Below are 16797 nucleotides of genomic sequence, written 5' to 3' on the forward strand. Positions count from 1 at the left end.
TCAGTAGTCGGGCTCTATATTTATCAACTTAACCTTCAGTAAGATAATGTTATTGATCGGCACAAGAAAGGTAAGTGTCCAGCCAGCACCGTATTGACAGGATAATCCGGAGATTACTCCCCGGGTAGGGTGGCGCGCCACGGCAGTAACTCACCGACGCGATTGACTGGCCAGTCTGCGATCACCGACAGCACGTGACGAAAATAACGCTCTGGATCGATACCGTTCAGACGGCAGCTCCCGATAAGCCCGTACAAGCCTGTATAAAAGCTAATGCACTTCTGTAGAGAAATTTCCGCCAGGTAATGATTCGCTTAGTACTTTATATTCCTATATGGCTTTTCAAATGCCACTCTTCGGGCACTAGCCGCCGCTAACGGTATGGGTAAAATTACTACATGGCACGATCGCCGTATCGTTCCAGGTCAAGAGTTTGAACACCAGATAGATCTGTACTTTTCCCAAGCAGATATTATCTTGCTATTGATCAGTAGTGATTTCATCAATTCTGATTACTGCTATCAGGTTGAAATGTCTAATGCGCTTGAGCGGCACAATCGGGGTGAGGCGGCGGTTATTCCGGTAATCTTAAGAGATTTCGCTTGGCATCAGTTGCCATTCGGCAGCATTATGGCGGCGACAATCGATGGTAAGCCGATTACCCGATTTTCCAGCCACGATGAAGGCTATGTTCAGGTCGTCGATGCTGTCTCCCGAGCCATTGCCAATTTGGAAACGAAAAAGCCGCAGCAGAGTGTGCACGCTGTAGCTCCGCAGACAAACACTTGGTTTCCGTGCTTTGATGGGAGGATTTCGCAGTGGTAACTCACGAGAAGAGCTGCTGACGAACGAAGGGATGTCAGAGCATCTTTGGGAGATGTTTTTCGGAGTAATTAAGCAACGTATGTCCCGGTAATTCACTGCCTAGCCTGATCTGAGCGCTGCCGTCCAGGTGAATTGCGAAAAGGATTTAGAAATGTTGCAACTTAATCTTGCCAAAGCATTGCTACTTTCGTGCACCATTCGCTTTTTAAAATCATGGTTGCTCATGTGACAGATCAAGTGAAGCTGTAGTTTGGCATCTCCTCAACAGGCAGGGCAATTCAGGTGTAATTATTCTGCCAGTTTGCTTCCTCGATGCTGTAGATACCGGTCTGGCACCGGTAACAGTACTTCGTGCCTTGGTAATGATTACCGCACCACACACAGTACCAGGACAGTGTTATCACCGTTGCATCCAGCCCGTTGATGATGCTGCGTAACTTTCTGTGACGAGTCTCGGCTTTCACTTCCGGGTCCAAGTGGGCACAGTTCATCAGCACATGCCGCGCCACGGTTTGCGCATCGTGTTCAAACTAGGCAGGGTCACCGACAGAGCCGGCATGTAACACCAGACGACAGCCACAGGAGGCACAGCGCCATACCTGCCCTGGAGCGTTCATGGCCTCGCTGGCCGCCACAAAGTGGCCTTCGCGGTCATTTGCCAGGTAACATTTCAGTACGCGCATGCCGTTACCCCCTCTGTCCAGTTTTCAGTATCAGAGAGTGCCGGGCTGTATTCACCGGTTTGGCAGGCCAGACAGTAACATTCACCGTGGTAATCTCTGTTGCAATCATTGCAGTGCCAGTCAGACTGGAAAACCAGCGGGTAGGCATCCGGTACATAAGATTGCAATTGCCGTATCAGTAGTTTCTCTTTCCGATCTGGTTTGACATACGGGCAGTGCTGCTGACCGTTCTTCGTGAGTTCTTCCACAGTGTGTTCAAACCACGGGCGAACCGTGTCGTATTCCGGATGGTATCGCAGCGTACTGCCGCAGATGTGGCAGGTATAGCGGTCGTAAGAGGAAATCTGTGTGGTACTCGTACCGGTGAGGCGGCCATTATCGTCAAGGGCCATGAAAAATTTGGCGTACATCGTGGCAGGGGATGAATGGCGGATCAGTTATGCGTTATCGGAAAATGATTCGTGGTATTCAGTCTCTGCAGACCACTAGGATTATGGTTGTGCAGATACAACAGGGATGTGAAAACAAACGGGGCAGGGCCTGGTACCACAATACTGTCGCTGACAATGGGGACACTCCCAGCGCTCTGGAATGTTCTGTCGTTTAGTACGGTATTGTTTCCATTCTGCTCAGACACCACGGGAATATGCAATACGCTGCCGCATCCAGTTTTCCACTTCACTTTTGAACCAGCGGGAACTGCGACCCAGCTTTATGGGCTTGGGAAACAGACCGTCGCTAATCAGTTTGTAGAACCATTTGTCCGTCATGCCGGTGTACGTGGTGATAAAGGTCATATCGATAAGCGGGTCTTCAGTATTAAGGATAGGATTATTAGTGGACATGGAGTCTCTCCCTCTGAAAGTAAATGATGGGAGGAGTCCGACGTAGTTGAGTTCTATTACTCATCGGTACTCCTTCAGAGGATAGGGATTGCCAGTAAAAAAATACCTGAGCGATTTATCTGCCTCTATAGGCTGGATGAAACCCAGCTAAGAATTTAGTGCTGACTGCATCCAAAGTTACGCTCTCCATCACAGGTGACTTTGGTATGATTTTTTGCAAGATATGAAGCCCGTACTAATGCCTCCTGTAGTTGCTCGTTATTCCCCAAGTCAATCCAGCACGCAGGATTTTGTGGAAAATGTGCCAGTGTTGCGTACTCGCCATTATCCACACGCAGAGCGCTACACCATGCCTGTTTAATTAATCCTGCCAGAGACGTTGAATCATTATAGTTACCGGCAGAACACCAGACTTCACGATTGAGTAATAACACGACATGGTAATGTTTTTTACCGTTAAGCTCCCCGTATTCCCTTGCCCAGATATAACGTAGGTCGGTCATCCGTTTTCGATTACCCTCACGGTGTTTACGTAACAGGTACGCTGAGATCTTTACTTTCAGGGAATCAATAAAGCGTGAGATCACAGCCGCATCTGTAGCGGCTGGCGTATTAGGTAGTCGCAGGTCAACCCGTAGCATTAATACTCGCGGATAGGCACCTAGGGCGTTTGTGAATGTGTCAGCAATACGCTGTTGCCAGAAAGGGTTAACGGTGTAATTCATTGTTAGGACCTCCAGTAATTATGGTTCACATCAATTACTGAAGCCGTAAATAAATACACAGGAAATGGTTGTTAAGATGATGAATACAGTGAAGTGATATTTCATGCTGTAGAGGTTAACTCATGTCTTATTACAGAGAGACTCTGCAGATGGTATCTCTAGTATTAGATTTAACTAAAAGAGGAGTAGGGTAAGCTACATATATTACCAATCCGACAACGAGCCTCATTTAATTCTCTAGTACAAACGGTGTATGTACCTTAAATGTTTTCTTTTGAAATAGTAAAATTACTCTGGAGTTAACTTCATATGAAAGTACATGTAATGCTCTTGAAATTTTCATTTTACGCCAGTGTCCAATGGGGTTTATGAAGTTAATTAGGAACGTTTTTTCCTCATTTAATCCACGATAAATCAGCTTTTTTTACTCTAAAAGTCTACACAGAAAACTGGGTTTTAGTTACTCTAAGGATATTTTATATGAGGGTGTTGATATGAGTGATGAAAGTGATAATGTGAGAGAAAGGATTAAAATTAATGCTGCTTTGGCGCTTTCTGATGGCGATGTGGCAGTTATAAAGGAATACCTCACAGGTTTTTCATTGTCGTTGCTTCAGCGGATATTTATTTCACGTAATAACACATTGGCAAACTCCACCTTCCCGAGGGTGGCAAATATAAAATATAAATTAATTGATTTTATTGTTAGTGATGTTTTCTCTGATAAAAGAAATATGTCATTGTCTAAGATAGATAAAATAATCAGTGATCTTGAAAATAATATTTTCCCGGAAAGTGTTATTGCATGGATAAAGAATGATGAGGAGGCTTGTTACTTTTTTTGGTGGTCCTTGGTAACACTTGAATGGAGAGATGTGTTTAGAAAAATCAGACCAGATAATATATATCTGTATAGTAATTATGAGGTAGAGGGTGAAAACCTTTATGTTTTTGATACATACGGCATATCCAGTGTGATATCTGGTCATAAGGAACGTTATAAAATAATTTCTATGACATTCAATTTATTACCGTTTGAAAAAGAAGAAACAAACATCCTTTTTTCTTACTTATCTCGAGAATATAAAGACAGAAAAGCCATTTGTAAAAATGACGTTAATATTACATCTCTGATGAAAAGCAAAGACTCAGTTGATTTTTCAATCCGTTACTTGAAGAAGAAGAAACTGTTCTTAACTGGTTTAGAGCCTCTCGCTGAAACTGAAAATAAATATGCACTCATTACACAACTGTATCTTCTAGCTAAAGGGAATGGTTTTAACGAGTTAGCTTCCTCGCTAACCAAAGCATGGTCGCAAAAGAAAATACGCGAAAGAAAAAAAGAGCTGGATAATAAAACAATCAAGCCAACTTTAGGACTAAGCAAAGAAAGCATAAAAATGCTTAATGCATTATCCAAAAAATACGAATTAAACCATGTAGAATTGATAGACATGGCGGTTAAGTCGCTCTTTAACGACATGAAGTGACTCATCAATAAATCAAATATATATCACGATTGTGTAAAGCTATCCGCAAAGATAGAGTGCAATAGCGATCAGTTATTACCATACCACAGCGCTGGCTATGGTTACGTTATGGGTGATCATCCTTGACATAACTTGTCGCACTCCACTGTTAATGTTCAATAATTATCCGATTAAGATGACACATCCATGTCACTGCGTCCTTTACAGTGTGGCCTTCCACCACATTGACTGAGGACAAGTAATGGCTGTCTACCGTAATGACCCTGATTTAAATCTACTGGGCCAGTGCAGCAATGAAGAGCTGCAATTGCTGGTTTCCATTCTGACCATCGATCCCCGCGACGGTGACACCCGTTGGACCGAGAGTCTAACCGGGAGTACTGAGTACCGTATTCTAGCTCCGCAGCACCGCCTCTACTGGCCGCTGATAGCGGCTGAGCTTCAGCGCTATGGTGCAAATACCTTAATGAGCTTGGCTCGGCTAGGCCAAGGGGTGCTGTATCGGGAAATTCTCGACGATGTCTGTCAAAAACTCGATGTGAATTACAACCAGAAAAGTGCGACCGAATCCATCGAACTCGCCCTGTTAATGAAGGTTCTAGAGAAAAGCCTGAATACAATGACACCGGACGTGCTTGGGACATTTTCTCGAACCCTGCAGCTTGACCTGACCAACCCCACGCCGCAACTCATTCTGATTGCCGTTCAGGCTGCTATTCGCACTTCTTCACTGGCGGCACTGGAGCTTGCTACGGTGCTCTCTGCCAGTGTCATTAATTCCCTCGGGGGTATCGCCACTTGGGGCACGGTTGCGGTTGCCTCTCGAGTCCTGTCTGTTATCGCAGGTCCCGTTGCTATTGCGCTCAGTTCTGCGTGGATGATTTCTGATATTACTGGCCCCGCCTATCGAGTCACCATACCCGCCTGCATTATCGTGGCCTGGCTGCGTCAGCAGCATATTTCTCATTAATTTATTTTTCGCCGCCTCTGGTGAGTCCGTCTATTTCTGCAGGGAGCATTGATTATGGCTGAACAGGAACACCGCTATGACCGGTTAGCCAACCGTCTCGCTATGCTGGTCAGTCGTCTTTTTATGGGGGAATCACTCCGCGTCAGTCAACTGGCGCAGGAATTTGGCGTTTCTGAGCGCACGGTACAACGCGACCTGCGTGAACGCCTGCGTTATCTTGATACGGAATGCATCGATGGTCACATCAGTCTCCGTGATGCACGAGGCCCCTACCGCACCAACAGTGATATTCTGCGTTTTGCCCGAATAACCAGCGTGGCGCATTATTTTCCGGCCCTTGATCCTAAGCTGCTTTCAGTGCTTCTTGATAGCGGCCAGGACTCTCCCTGCATCATCTGGAATGATCCGCCTCCCCAAGCCCCGGCATTATTCGGCGGTTTTCAGGTCATCGTTCAGGCCATCATCCGTAACCGCCTTATCCACTTTCTGCATCATGAACGTTCACAATCTTCCGTCGCACCCTACAGACTTATCTGCCAAGAAGGAGAATGGTATCTGGCGGCGGTATGCAAAGACCGTATTCAGGTTTTCACTCTTTCAGAAATTACCGATGTGGTAATGACGGTCAGTCATTTTGCTCGGAACAGACATATCGACCGTATCTTGCAGGAACCCAGATTTATGCGGGCACTTCCTCATTTTGATTACATCAGCGGAATTATGAATAAATAAATTGATTACATAGGCGCGGTATATATGGATTGCCAAATTATCGATCCACTTAACTGCACCCCACCACGCTCATTATCCCTATCAAGGAACATAAAATGAAAATAGTTAAATCAGCACTATCTCTGCTCGTCATCTCAACCCTAACAGGCTGCGGTGATGATTTTGCCTGTGACAACCCAGCGGCTTTAAAAGCAGTTAACGAGGTTATCATCAGTAACGCGCTTAATGAACGCGATTTCAGAACCTTTCGCCCCTACGGTCAGGCAGGTCTGACCAGCAAGGCGGTGACGATAACCCTGGATAATCCTATCGCGATTGACAGCAATCCGAATGTTAAATCGTTGACCTGTAAAGTCCATCTTACAGCTAGGTTGTCGGATGATGAAAATAGTCATTTAAAACAGCGCATTGATGATATTACCCAAAAGGCAATGAAGGAACCAAGCTACAAAAGTAATAAAGACTTTATCGCGAATGTGAATAAAGCCGCTCTCGATATGGCAAAAACCAAACAAGTCACGGGTACAGTAGAGTATACCCTCTACCCCGCAAAGGGACAGGTCGTGGCTGAGGTCAACAATACGCCAGAGGCCAGCCAGGTAATTAGGCATGTTGGCGATGATTTATTACGTCCGATGGCAAGAGTTTATGCGGCTCAGAACGGGGCTCTGTCATTAACTGATTTTTACTCCATCGATATTATGTCTATGTTTCGTGCCCGATAAAAACGAGGGAATTTTGGGGATTTACGAACATAGATTAAGTCGTTAAATTTCCAGTATTTATAAAGGATAAGTAATGAAAACAGTCTCATCTTTCCTGCTAACCGCTGGGCTACTCGGTGCTGTTCCCAGCGCTTACGCTGTGCCTAATCTCTGGCGTTCCGGCTTTAGCATGGGCGTATCGGAGTTTATCATCACCGATTCCCAGAGCACTGAGTTGAATATCAGTTGTACCAGTAATCCCGATGAATCGCAGGTGCTACAGCACAGTGTGCTAGTCACATTGCCGGATGGCAAAATACTCAGTTCACAGGATGAAAATACCCAGATAGCGCTGGTTAGCGGCGATACACAGTTTGCGGTCCCTCCCTCTTTGGGCTGGCGTAATGGCGATAATGCTTGGATCGCATTCATTAATGCTGTCAGAAAAACGACCTCATTTGAGGTCTGGGTTAACGACAGAAAAGTAGCCAGTTTTGCTCCCTCCACCAGCAATGTTCACAAGGTGCTTGCCGATATGTCGGCCTGTACAACCCTCACTGCAAATTAGCGTCACCCCCACAGCTCCCTCACAACATCCGTTTCTTCTGAAACGGATTTGCTTATTTCCGCCAAGTTTCGTTTTGTCTATCACCGAACAGTAACACTGAGGCTTTGCTATGCCCTTTTTGAAAATGTTCATTACCGCCTTAGGCCAGGTTCTGAACTGGTGCGGAGCCCATCAGGCCCGACAGTTTATTGAAATTCGTCTTCGCCAAGGAGGCTACGATGACAGCTTTATCGATATCGCCAGAGAAGCGGTTACGTTGCTGGTTACTGAGCTAATGACGGCTCTGATGACCTGGATTCTGCGGTTCCTTGACAGCCTTTGATGCCGTTGGGTGTTGTGATGACAGATAACCTAAGCCCCTGCCTCCTAATGGAGCGGGGGTTTTTACTTTTATGCTTCTTAATTAAAAGGAAATAGTGATGAAATTAGCCAGTCGTTTTGGATCCGCCAATAGCATTCGCCGTGACCGTCCGTTAACTCACGAGGAGTTGTATCGCACGGTTCCCAGCGTTTTCAGCCAGGAGAAACATGATTCTCGTAGCAGTCGTTATACCTATATCCCTACCATTACGCTGCTCGAGAGCTTGCAACGGGAAGGTTTTCAGCCGTTCTATGCTTGTCAGACCCGAGTACGCGATTTGAGTAAGCGCGAGCATACCAAGCATATGTTACGCCTGCGCCGGGAAGGCCAAATTACCGGTAAACAAGTACCGGAAATTATTCTGCTCAACAGCCACGATGGCTCCAGTTCCTATCAGATGCTGCCGGGGCTATTTCGATTCGTTTGTCAGAATGGCCTAATCTGCGGTGAGAGTTTTGGTGAAGTGCGTGTACCCCATAAAGGCGATGTGGTGGAGAAAGTGATTGAGGGGGCTTACCAAGTACTTGGGATATTTGACCGGGTGGAAGAGAAGCGCGATGCCATGCAGTCCCTGCTATTACCGCCACCCGCACAGCAAGCCATGGCGAAAGCGGCACTGACCTATCGCTTTGGCGAGGAGCACCAGCCAGTTACGGAATCACAAATCCTTGCCCCACGTCGTTGGCAAGATGAAAGCAACGATCTCTGGACCACTTACCAGCGTATTCAGGAGAACCTGATTAAAGGCGGGCTATCTGGCCGCACAGTGAAAGGCCAGCGGGCAAGAACCCGAGCCGTTAACGGTATCGACGGGGACGTAAAACTTAATCGCGCCCTATGGCTAATGGCTGAGAATATGCTGCAGCTTGCCTTATGAGCCTTTTTATTATCTTTTTCTCAGGCCTTGCCAATCAACCGGTGAGGCTTTTTGTTTTAAGGAACAATGATGTCTGTATTCAATTTATCCCCGGTATTCCCCGAAAACGAGCAACGTGTTATTCGTCGGGCGTTACGACTGCTGGAAAAATATCAGCGTCAGCCGAGTGAGCCATTTATCTCCACCAGCTTCACTAAAACCTGGCTGCAATTACAGATGGCTCATCAGGAACGTGAGGTCTTTATCGTGATATATCTCGACAACCAACACTGCCTGCTGGAATGCGAAACACTGTTTACCGGTACGCTCAGCCATACCGAAGTGCATCCACGGGAAGTGGTTAAATTGGCTCTGAAACACAATGCCGCTGCGGTCATACTGGCGCATAACCATCCATCGGGTACGACGGAAATCAGCCAGCAGGACAAACATATCACTCAGCGGATTGCAAAAGCATTGGCGCTTATGGAAATACGCGTATTGGATCATCTGGTGGTCGGGAACGAAGTGGTTTCTTTTGCTGAGCAAGGTTTACTTTAAATGGAGGGAGTTATGCCATTAACACCATCCCATGAATGGGGGTTACAAATCGATGTCACTCCGCGCTTTGGCGCAAGGCTGGTTCAGGAAGGCAACCGGCTGCACTATCTGGCAGACAGAGCGGGATTGACGGGGAGCTTTAGTCCAGAGCAATTACAACAACTGGAACGGACATTCTCGCTATTTATCGAGCAGATGGAAGGAATGCTGCATTCCGGTAAGCTAAACCCACACCAACAACACCAGGTGACTATTCAGCTTGCGGGTTTAACCTGCATAGCGGATACACGTGCCAGCTTCGGCTACGTTTGCATTTCTATTTACCCAACTCAGTAGCGCCTCTTCACCTCTTCTTTTATCAGGACTCAACCTATGAATATCTCAACTGTACCGGCCACGGTGCCGGTTTCATCACGCCTGTCGCCCGTTCAAGTCTGGCAGCAGCTGTTAACCTATTTGCTGGAACATCATTATGGCCTCACGTTAAATGACACCCCCTTTCATGATGATACAGCTATCCAGGAACATATCGATGCCGGTATCACACTGGCCGATGCTGTTAACTTTCTGGTGGAAAAGTACGAGCTGGTTCGTATCGATCGCAGGGGATTTAGCTGGCAGGAACAATCGCCTTATCTGCGGGCTGTAGACATTTTGCGGGCGCGACAGGCAACTGGTCTGTTACGACAAGGCCATAATCTTTCGACACGCTGAATCTTGCGAGCCTCCTTCCCGAATTATATTCCCGATCTGTCTTCCTTATTTACTCATTGCATAATGCGCCTGCCACTCCCGGCAGGCGTGTTTGCTTTTATACGGACAAAAATCATGCAAACAGAAGCTGAAGTCTTAAATGACCATAATGAGCTAATTTGCTCAACCAGTATCGAACGCATCGTCACAGGACGTGATGCTGCGCTGAGCCTGATAGAAATCCTGATCCATAAGCTTGATGATATCTCACGGCTAACCTCCAGCATCGGTGGTGATGTGGCGGAGCATTGGGCGATGCGACAGGGCCATTCCTTTGACTGCTGGCTGATGCAACCAGTAGATAAAGCGATACCGGTGATTACCCGCAATATCGACCGTAGTATCTGGCGCGATCTCATGCTGAAGTCCGGGATGTTGACCCTGATGGATGCAGAAGCCCGCAGCAAGTGGGCGAAGAACCTGGAGGAGGGCGATCTCCCGGCTATTAGCGAAGCCAACATCCTGAGTACCTTTGAACAACTCCACCACAATAAGCAGGACGTTTTCGAACGTGGGATTATCAATGTATTTAAAGGGTTAAGTTGGGACTACAAAACCAATAATCCCTGTTATTTCGGTAAGAAGATTATCGTCAACAATCTGGTGAAGCATGACAGATGGGGCTACAGCCTGAATTGGGGCTGGCGGCGCGATCAGTTAGCCGATCTGGAACGGATGCTCTACTTGCTGGATGGTAAAACCATTCCCGATAACCGGCATGATGTCTCCATCCGGTTCATGGATTTCGTGCGCGACAATCCGCATCAGCAGATTTTCGAAGATGAGTTGTTCACTATTCGCTACTTTCAGAAGGGCAGCGGACATATCACGTTTAAATGCCTGGATCTGGTGGAGAAGATGAATGACATCGTGGCGAAGCACTTTCCGGGGATGTTGCCTGCAAAATGAGATGTGATTTTTTTATAGGCACCTCTATGCTAACCTTAATAGGAGCTATTAAATGTTATTAAACGAGGTAATCCCTATGGGTTCGCTTACTAAACAAACCATCAGCGCACAGATACCCGTTGAATTGGCTGCTGCTGTTGAAAATCTGGCAATTGAGTTGGACCGTTCTAAGAGCTGGATTATTAAAGAAGCGTTGACCAGTATGCTGGCCGAAAGAGAACGGCGTCATCAGAGCATTCAGGCCGGTCTTGCCGATGTGGATGCTGGTCGCGTGGTGAGCCACTCGGACATGGTGGATTTTGCTAATCGCTTAAAGAAATCCTGATAAATGGAAATTTACTGGGCGCTTAAATCTCAGGATGGCCTGGAGCGTATCTATCGCTTCGCCCTTCAGTATAGCCGCCAGCATGCCGATAACGTTTTGGATCGCCTGATGACTGGTTGTGCTGGTCTTACAGCGCATCCGGCAATTGGCGTACAGCAGACTCGGTATGAACCTCGTGAGGTCCGAAAAGTATTATTCGATGATTACGAGGTTCACTACGAACTTCGTGATAATGACATCTATATCGTGGATCTCTGGCATACCAAAGAAGAACGATGAAAAGATGCTCTTCACATTAGCGAGTATTTCTCACTAACTTAAAACTCATTTTTGTGTTTTTTACTCTTTACTGTGTTTTAATGATATCCATTACTTCTTGGTAAGTGGGGAGGGCATCATGCAAAACAAAATCAAAGAACTTCGTATTCAATTATCAATCACTCAGCGTGAATTGGCGGATATGGCTGGTACCAGCCAACAGCAGATCCAACGTATAGAGACAGGGAAAGTTGCGGCCAAGTTAGGACTGGCGCAGGCGATAAGCGCTGTCTTAAAGAAACCATTGAATGCAGTTTTTCCTGGTAACGATACTTTATTGCAAAAAGTGCGCAATCAAAGTAGCCGTAGTGATGATGATCTGGAAAGCATCGCCGCTAATGGTATTGAAATGGATGGCTGCATTTGGACGGTGAAACTCTGGTTACGAGGGCAGCAAGATTATTTGCTGTTACCCATTTTCCCGGCTGATAAGCGTCGTTTTTACTCATACTTTCAGGAAAGATCAGCACCTGATTATGAGCATTTCTTTATTTTCGACTCTGAACAGCATCGTTATGCCTTAAATGCCCGAGAGGTGATTTTCCACCAATTCTTGTTTGATGGTTTTCCCCCCGTTTCTGATGAAGAAGATAGCGATGAAAATGAAGGCAGGTATGGGAATGTCCAAATCACCATGGTAAATAGTGGCCCGGTTATTGAGCTTTGCTGTGAGCCGGATGAATCCGAGGACGAAAGTGATGACGATATCGGTCAGTTGAATGCATTTTTTGACATTCTTGAATCAGAGCCGGAATCAACCGAGCGGTATCAGTTAACCGACGAAGATGGAGAAGATGCTTTCATCCGTATTGGTTCTATCGCTATGGTACGAGTCGCACTTGACGCGTTAGAACCTGTGGAAGATGATGAAGAGTAATTTTTTGAGTTAGCTAAGACTTCAGAAAATCGCGTTGAGTATACATGTGAGTATATATAGCGGTTCTATTATTTTTTAATATCAAAAATTTCAGTTGGTTACGTAGATGATCGCGGTCCGGCCTTCGCACCAGTATCCTGTCCATCCCCGTCCGGGGAAGTCCAAAAAGCCTTTTAAATCAAACATTACCATCAATTTATCGTCCGAGAAGTTCCGTTGTAATCCAGACCCTTCTGGGGGCATATTAACCTCGATGGAAAAAGTGCCCCCAAATGAAGCTGAACGCCAGACAGGTAGAGACTGCGAAGCCAAAAGATAAGACGTATAAATTAGCTGATGGTGGAGGGCTATATCTTGAGGTTTCAGCGAAAGGATCTAAATATTGGCGAATGAAGTATCGCCGCCCAACTGATAAGAAAGAAGATCGCTTAGCTTTTGGAGTGTGGCCTATTGTTACGTTGGCGCAAGCAGGAGCGAAACGAGACGAAGCTAAAAAATTAATTAGTCAGGGTATTGATCCCAAAGCAGAGCAGAGAGAGGCTCAATCTGAAAACTCCGGTGCCTATAAGTTTGAGACCATTGCCCGAGAGTGGCATGCCAATAATAAGCGATGGAGCAAAGACCATAGCGCCCGCGTTCTGCGATATTTAGAGTTATATATTTTTCCGTTTATCGGTGGTGAAGATATACGTCTACTCAAGACAAGTAACTTACTAGCGCCAATAAAAAAAGTTGATGCCAGTGGTAAGCATGATGTCGCACAGCGTTTACAGCAAAGAGTGACGGCAATAATGCGCTATGCAGTACAAAATGATTATATCGATTCAAACCCCGCAATGGATATGGCTGGCGCATTGACTACTACCAAGGCTCGCCGCTATCCAGCTTTACCCTTCCACAGATTCCCAGAGTTTTTAGAGAGGCTTTCTCTATACAGAGGTCGCAAGATAACTCGTATTGCAGTTCAGCTATCACTTCTAACTTTTGTAAGGTCTAGCGAGCTTAGATTTGCTTGTTGGTCTGAATTCGATTTAGAACGTGCATTATGGCGCATTCCTGCAAAGCGTGAAGAAGTGGAGGGGATTCGCCATTCTCACAGAGGAATAAAAATGAAGGAAGAGCATATAGTCCCTCTTAGCTCACAGGCACTCGCCATACTCTATGAGCTTAGACAGATTAGTGGTGATAACCCTCGTTTATTTCCGGGGGATCATGATGCAAGAAAAGTGATGAGCGAAAACACGGTTAATATTGCGCTTCGTACAATGGGCTACGACACAAAAACCGAAGTTTGCAGGCACGGATTTAGAACTATGGCGAGGGGAGCCTTAGGGGAATCAGGTTTATGGAGTGATGACCCTAAAGAAAGGCAACTCAGCCATACGGTACGTAATAATGTTAGAGCAGCTTATATTCATACTTCCGAGCATTTAGAGGAGCACCGTTTAATGGTGCAATGGTGGGCTGATTATTTATCCAGTATTACTAATAAACACTTAACGCTTTACGAGTTTGCAAAAAAGTCGTGTAACTGTTTTTGTTCTTTTCTTTTTCAGTTTCTTATTGTGTAGATAATCCTACAAGCCCTAGGGCATGAATCAGGTAAGTAAAGGCGTTAGTTTTGTACTGATAGCGGCACAATTAACGCTTAACCTTATTCAGAGTGAGAAATATATGAGTAATAGCCTCAATGGCGTTCCTAACGCTTCCGCCCTGGTCGAGGGTGATAGCGCTACAGAGTGTTTTACGTTTGGTGATCCTATCCCAGTGCTTGATAGAAGAGAGATACTCGATTACGTCGAATGCGGACGATATGAGCATTGGTATGAACCCCCTGTCAGTTTTGACGGGCTAGCCCGAATATTCCGTAGCGCCGTGCACCACTGCTCACCAATTCAAGTAAAACGTAATATTTTAATCAGTTCGTTTATTCCCTATAAACTTTTGAGCCGTCAAGCCTTCAGTAGTTTTCTTCAAGACTATCTCGTTTTCGGAAATGCTTATTTAGAGAAAAGAACAAACCATTTTGGCGAGGTGTTATCCCTTATGCCGTCACTGGCTAAATTTACTCGCCGTGGGATTAATTTAGAGTCCTACTGGTTTATTGGTAATCGCTTTGCGAATGATTACTATCTATTTTCGACAGGGAGCGTTTTCCACTTGATGGAGCCTGATTTAAATCAGGAAATTTACGGATTGCCTGAATACCTGTCTGCGATCCCCTCAGCGCTTCTTAATGATGCCGCTACGCTGTTTCGCCGTAAGTATTATGTCAACGGTTCCCATGCGGGCTATATCATGTATATGACCGATGCAGCGCAAAACCAGGAAGACATAAATAGCATTCGCCAAGCGATGAAAAGCTCAAAAGGACTAGGGAATTTTCGAAACCTTTTTATGTACTCGCCCAACGGCAACAAAGACGGTATTCAGATAATCCCTCTATCTGAGGCCACGGCTAAAGATGAATTCCTAAATATTAAGAATGTGAGCCGTGATGACATGATGGCGGTGCACCGAGTCCCCCCTCAGATGATGGGCGTCTTCTTTTTGCGCTTGACTCTGCTGTGTGGCAACGTTGTATTTTCATAGCAAAAGAGAGGCTTTCTGTCTTCTGGTTTGTCGGTGCTTACCGTAATTATGTATGCGTTTTTCATATCATTCCGGACACTAAATGATTCATTTATCACTCGAATTATAATCAATCACTATTTTAATCGGAGTAAATAACTCGCTTTTAGGTTTTTTTACATGGAAAGAGATTGAGCCTAGAAAAAGATTTCAAGATTCCAATTGTTTTTTTAAAAAAACTTTCAAATTCCAGATTAAAATCAAGGAAGTGCAAAGAAATTTCGTATTATGTTTGACTCTGAATAGATAAAGGATGATAAAAATGCTAGAGCCAAAAAAAGGAATGCTGACATTTAGGTCAGAAGGTAATAATTTAAAATCAAGTAGAGATTATTAAAAAAAATACACTGGCCTGGGAATTCTGTATCTTGCCAGAAAGATAATTCAGGAGTGACAATTGGTAGAGGGTTTGACCTCGGTGATAGAAGTGAAACTAGCGTGCTCATTGCTTTAAAAAAAGCGGGTATAGAAAATAAAAAGGCCGAAGTGATTTCTAAGGGCGCTAAAAAGAAAGGATGTTTAGCCTATAACTTCGTCCTTGAAAATAGGGATTCTATTGAAGAAATAACAGATATTCAGCAGTTAAGGTTATTTGAGATAGCTTATGAAGAATTAGAAAAGGATGTTGAGAGAATAAGTAAGTTACATAAAAACATTCACGACTACCATCCAAACCCAAACACGCCACCAGATTTAGCTTGGGACAACATTCCTGATAAAATAAAAGAGATGCTTATCGACCTTAGATACCGAGGTGATTACACACCAAAAGCCCGAGAGCATATACAACGAATGGCTTACGCTGGAGATATAGAGGGTTTAGGGAAAGCCATTTCAAATAGAAGTTATTGGATAAAAGTACCTAATGATAGGTTCAATCGGAGAGTTGAGTACTATGAAAAAAATTAAACATTTTTCCTTGATTTTTCTTTTTTCATTTAATGTGAGTGCTGCATTCACAGAGCCAGAAATGAGCCAACTAAACGAAATAAATGAAAGATACATAAAAAAAGAGAATGATTCCAGAGAAAATCTAAGCGTAGCTATAAAAGAATCGATAGCTAACTTACCAAAAGAAAAATCAAATATACTAAAATTACATGAGCTGTGGAGTCACGCTACTAAAATAAAGTGCAGACTTGCTATACTTGAATCACTAAATACTGATGCAGAAACAGCAAGTAAATACGAATGCCTTGCTAATGAATACAATTAAGAAGCTAATTTTTTAAATAGCATATATTAAATTTATATTAAGAGAGGTATGAGGGAAACGGCTATAATGCAAGCAATTTTGACTAAAATTCATTAAACATAAGCCCTTGTTACGCGCACCACTCAAGCGCCCTCAGGGCCATTCTGGAGCGTAACCCATAAAAAACATCTTGCCCCTTAAAACGCCTCAGAGTGGCTTAAATAAATCCTTTCGGCATTAATCGTTATGTATCCAAGTGAATAGCGGATGATTTGATAGCCAACCCCAAAAAATACTGTTCAATCACCTCATCGACAACAGTGAACGGGAAAATAACTTATTCACTATAGTTATATTGACTGACAGAGAAACATCAAACTCAAATGGTTTTTATCAAACTTTAATGTGGTCATATACCAGCGCTTTCTGCGGCGTATCAAATCCGGCGCTTTACCCCTTTGCGCCCGCC

At 44.8% G+C, this 16797-nt stretch carries 22 protein-coding genes and 3 pseudogenes; 19 read left to right on the top strand and 6 right to left on the bottom strand.

Features of this window, described 5'->3' with window-relative positions:
- Positions 1–113: 113 nt before the first annotated feature.
- Positions 114–257: pseudogene (locus MKR94_RS07415) on the bottom strand (transposase domain-containing protein); the annotation flags it as partial.
- A gap of 124 nt (positions 258–381) precedes the next feature.
- On the opposite strand from MKR94_RS07415, the gene MKR94_RS07420 reads away from it, so the two are divergent.
- Entirely contained in the window at positions 382–825 is a 444-nt protein-coding gene (locus MKR94_RS07420; RefSeq protein WP_422047512.1) for a toll/interleukin-1 receptor domain-containing protein, read from the top strand.
- A 278-nt stretch (positions 826–1103) separates the two neighbouring features.
- On the opposite strand, the gene MKR94_RS17430 is transcribed toward MKR94_RS07420, so the two are convergent.
- The 5 genes and pseudogenes from MKR94_RS17430 to MKR94_RS07440 form a co-directional block, all read right to left on the bottom strand.
- The gene (locus MKR94_RS17430) at positions 1104–1316 is read right to left on the bottom strand and encodes a putative zinc ribbon protein (protein WP_479681376.1); all 213 of its coding nucleotides are present in this window, start codon (positions 1314–1316) and stop codon (positions 1104–1106) included.
- A pseudogene (locus MKR94_RS17435) lies at positions 1305–1508 on the bottom strand (DUF7828 domain-containing protein); the annotation flags it as partial. The gene MKR94_RS17430 and the pseudogene MKR94_RS17435, both read right to left, overlap by 12 nt.
- Positions 1496–1918 carry a putative zinc ribbon protein gene (locus MKR94_RS07430; protein ID WP_241646352.1) on the bottom strand — a complete coding sequence of 141 codons (423 nt, stop codon included), beginning with the start codon at positions 1916–1918 and terminating at the stop codon, positions 1496–1498. The gene MKR94_RS07430 and the pseudogene MKR94_RS17435, both read right to left, overlap by 13 nt.
- A gap of 219 nt (positions 1919–2137) precedes the next feature.
- Complete coding sequence (locus tag MKR94_RS07435; RefSeq protein ID WP_241646353.1) at positions 2138–2353, bottom strand: helix-turn-helix transcriptional regulator; 216 nt, start codon at positions 2351–2353, stop codon at positions 2138–2140.
- A 155-nt stretch (positions 2354–2508) separates the two neighbouring features.
- Positions 2509–3078: an inovirus Gp2 family protein gene (locus MKR94_RS07440; RefSeq protein WP_241646354.1), complete on the bottom strand. Its 570-nt coding sequence runs from the start codon at positions 3076–3078 to the stop codon at positions 2509–2511.
- A 494-nt stretch (positions 3079–3572) separates the two neighbouring features.
- Between MKR94_RS07440 and MKR94_RS07445 the strand changes: the two genes are divergently transcribed.
- The 18 genes and pseudogenes from MKR94_RS07445 (at position 3573) to MKR94_RS07530 (ending at position 16349) form a co-directional block, all read left to right on the top strand.
- Positions 3573–4568: a hypothetical protein gene (locus MKR94_RS07445; protein WP_241646355.1), complete on the top strand. Its 996-nt coding sequence runs from the start codon at positions 3573–3575 to the stop codon at positions 4566–4568.
- A 241-nt stretch (positions 4569–4809) separates the two neighbouring features.
- On the top strand, positions 4810–5538 hold the full coding sequence (locus MKR94_RS07450) for a DUF3944 domain-containing protein (RefSeq protein ID WP_241646356.1): 729 nt from the start codon (positions 4810–4812) through the stop codon (positions 5536–5538).
- Between the two features lie 54 nt (positions 5539–5592).
- Positions 5593–6270: a helix-turn-helix transcriptional regulator gene (locus MKR94_RS07455; protein ID WP_241646357.1), complete on the top strand. Its 678-nt coding sequence runs from the start codon at positions 5593–5595 to the stop codon at positions 6268–6270.
- A gap of 95 nt (positions 6271–6365) precedes the next feature.
- Complete coding sequence (locus MKR94_RS07460) at positions 6366–6995, top strand: hypothetical protein (RefSeq protein WP_241646358.1); 630 nt, start codon at positions 6366–6368, stop codon at positions 6993–6995.
- Positions 6996–7068: 73 nt separating this feature from the next.
- Positions 7069–7542 carry a hypothetical protein gene (locus MKR94_RS07465; RefSeq protein ID WP_241646359.1) on the top strand — a complete coding sequence of 158 codons (474 nt, stop codon included), beginning with the start codon at positions 7069–7071 and terminating at the stop codon, positions 7540–7542.
- A 109-nt stretch (positions 7543–7651) separates the two neighbouring features.
- A complete protein-coding gene (locus tag MKR94_RS07470) occupies positions 7652–7864 on the top strand; it encodes a hypothetical protein (RefSeq protein WP_048913592.1) in 213 nt (70 codons plus the stop codon).
- Between the two features lie 94 nt (positions 7865–7958).
- Entirely contained in the window at positions 7959–8780 is an 822-nt protein-coding gene (locus tag MKR94_RS07475) for a DUF932 domain-containing protein (protein WP_241646360.1), read from the top strand.
- A gap of 69 nt (positions 8781–8849) precedes the next feature.
- Positions 8850–9320: a RadC family protein gene (radC, locus tag MKR94_RS07480; RefSeq protein WP_241646361.1), complete on the top strand. Its 471-nt coding sequence runs from the start codon at positions 8850–8852 to the stop codon at positions 9318–9320.
- A gap of 12 nt (positions 9321–9332) precedes the next feature.
- Positions 9333–9656, top strand: coding sequence for a type IV toxin-antitoxin system YeeU family antitoxin (locus MKR94_RS07485; protein ID WP_241646362.1), 324 nt, complete (start codon positions 9333–9335; stop codon positions 9654–9656).
- Between the two features lie 36 nt (positions 9657–9692).
- The gene (locus tag MKR94_RS07490) at positions 9693–10034 is read left to right on the top strand and encodes a TA system toxin CbtA family protein (RefSeq protein WP_241646363.1); all 342 of its coding nucleotides are present in this window, start codon (positions 9693–9695) and stop codon (positions 10032–10034) included.
- Positions 10035–10148: 114 nt separating this feature from the next.
- Entirely contained in the window at positions 10149–10982 is an 834-nt protein-coding gene (locus MKR94_RS07495) for a DUF4942 domain-containing protein (RefSeq protein ID WP_241646364.1), read from the top strand.
- Between the two features lie 76 nt (positions 10983–11058).
- The gene (locus MKR94_RS07500; RefSeq protein ID WP_000535213.1) at positions 11059–11307 is read left to right on the top strand and encodes a CopG family ribbon-helix-helix protein; all 249 of its coding nucleotides are present in this window, start codon (positions 11059–11061) and stop codon (positions 11305–11307) included.
- A 3-nt stretch (positions 11308–11310) separates the two neighbouring features.
- Positions 11311–11586: a type II toxin-antitoxin system RelE/ParE family toxin gene (locus tag MKR94_RS07505; protein WP_241646365.1), complete on the top strand. Its 276-nt coding sequence runs from the start codon at positions 11311–11313 to the stop codon at positions 11584–11586.
- Between the two features lie 118 nt (positions 11587–11704).
- A complete protein-coding gene (locus MKR94_RS07510) occupies positions 11705–12502 on the top strand; it encodes a helix-turn-helix transcriptional regulator (protein ID WP_241646366.1) in 798 nt (265 codons plus the stop codon).
- A gap of 272 nt (positions 12503–12774) precedes the next feature.
- A complete protein-coding gene (locus MKR94_RS07515) occupies positions 12775–14073 on the top strand; it encodes a tyrosine-type recombinase/integrase (protein ID WP_241646367.1) in 1299 nt (432 codons plus the stop codon).
- A 22-nt stretch (positions 14074–14095) separates the two neighbouring features.
- A pseudogene (locus tag MKR94_RS07520) lies at positions 14096–15046 on the top strand (phage portal protein); the annotation flags it as partial.
- Between the two features lie 477 nt (positions 15047–15523).
- Positions 15524–16042: a lysozyme family protein gene (locus MKR94_RS07525; RefSeq protein WP_241646368.1), complete on the top strand. Its 519-nt coding sequence runs from the start codon at positions 15524–15526 to the stop codon at positions 16040–16042.
- Positions 16029–16349: a hypothetical protein gene (locus MKR94_RS07530; protein WP_241646369.1), complete on the top strand. Its 321-nt coding sequence runs from the start codon at positions 16029–16031 to the stop codon at positions 16347–16349. The genes MKR94_RS07525 and MKR94_RS07530 overlap by 14 nt, the downstream gene beginning before the upstream one ends.
- Positions 16350–16797 lie beyond the last annotated feature (448 nt).

The sequence above is a fragment of the Rosenbergiella metrosideri genome (genome assembly GCF_022602565.1).
Lineage (GTDB): Bacteria > Pseudomonadota > Gammaproteobacteria > Enterobacterales > Enterobacteriaceae > Rosenbergiella > Rosenbergiella metrosideri.

Bases quoted from the DNA above. Each gene is read 5' to 3' on its own strand.
- MKR94_RS07455 (WP_241646357.1), top strand. From the start codon at position 5,593: ATGGCTGAACAGGAACACCGCTATGACCGGTTAGCCAACCGTCTCGCT.
- MKR94_RS07460 (WP_241646358.1), top strand. From the start codon at position 6,366: ATGAAAATAGTTAAATCAGCACTATCTCTGCTCGTCATCTCAACCCTA.
- MKR94_RS07430 (WP_241646352.1), bottom strand. From the start codon at position 1,918: ATGTACGCCAAATTTTTCATGGCCCTTGACGATAATGGCCGCCTCACC.
- MKR94_RS07510 (WP_241646366.1), top strand. From the start codon at position 11,705: ATGCAAAACAAAATCAAAGAACTTCGTATTCAATTATCAATCACTCAG.
- MKR94_RS07465 (WP_241646359.1), top strand. From the start codon at position 7,069: ATGAAAACAGTCTCATCTTTCCTGCTAACCGCTGGGCTACTCGGTGCT.
- MKR94_RS07505 (WP_241646365.1), top strand. From the start codon at position 11,311: ATGGAAATTTACTGGGCGCTTAAATCTCAGGATGGCCTGGAGCGTATC.
- MKR94_RS07470 (WP_048913592.1), top strand. From the start codon at position 7,652: ATGCCCTTTTTGAAAATGTTCATTACCGCCTTAGGCCAGGTTCTGAAC.
- MKR94_RS07500 (WP_000535213.1), top strand. From the start codon at position 11,059: ATGGGTTCGCTTACTAAACAAACCATCAGCGCACAGATACCCGTTGAA.
- radC (WP_241646361.1), top strand. From the start codon at position 8,850: ATGTCTGTATTCAATTTATCCCCGGTATTCCCCGAAAACGAGCAACGT.
- MKR94_RS07420 (WP_422047512.1), top strand. From the start codon at position 382: ATGGGTAAAATTACTACATGGCACGATCGCCGTATCGTTCCAGGTCAA.
- MKR94_RS07435 (WP_241646353.1), bottom strand. From the start codon at position 2,353: ATGTCCACTAATAATCCTATCCTTAATACTGAAGACCCGCTTATCGAT.
- MKR94_RS07490 (WP_241646363.1), top strand. From the start codon at position 9,693: ATGAATATCTCAACTGTACCGGCCACGGTGCCGGTTTCATCACGCCTG.
- MKR94_RS07440 (WP_241646354.1), bottom strand. From the start codon at position 3,078: ATGAATTACACCGTTAACCCTTTCTGGCAACAGCGTATTGCTGACACA.
- MKR94_RS17430 (WP_479681376.1), bottom strand. From the start codon at position 1,316: ATGAACTGTGCCCACTTGGACCCGGAAGTGAAAGCCGAGACTCGTCAC.
- MKR94_RS07530 (WP_241646369.1), top strand. From the start codon at position 16,029: ATGAAAAAAATTAAACATTTTTCCTTGATTTTTCTTTTTTCATTTAAT.
- MKR94_RS07445 (WP_241646355.1), top strand. From the start codon at position 3,573: ATGAGTGATGAAAGTGATAATGTGAGAGAAAGGATTAAAATTAATGCT.
- MKR94_RS07495 (WP_241646364.1), top strand. From the start codon at position 10,149: ATGCAAACAGAAGCTGAAGTCTTAAATGACCATAATGAGCTAATTTGC.
- MKR94_RS07485 (WP_241646362.1), top strand. From the start codon at position 9,333: ATGCCATTAACACCATCCCATGAATGGGGGTTACAAATCGATGTCACT.
- MKR94_RS07450 (WP_241646356.1), top strand. From the start codon at position 4,810: ATGGCTGTCTACCGTAATGACCCTGATTTAAATCTACTGGGCCAGTGC.
- MKR94_RS07515 (WP_241646367.1), top strand. From the start codon at position 12,775: ATGAAGCTGAACGCCAGACAGGTAGAGACTGCGAAGCCAAAAGATAAG.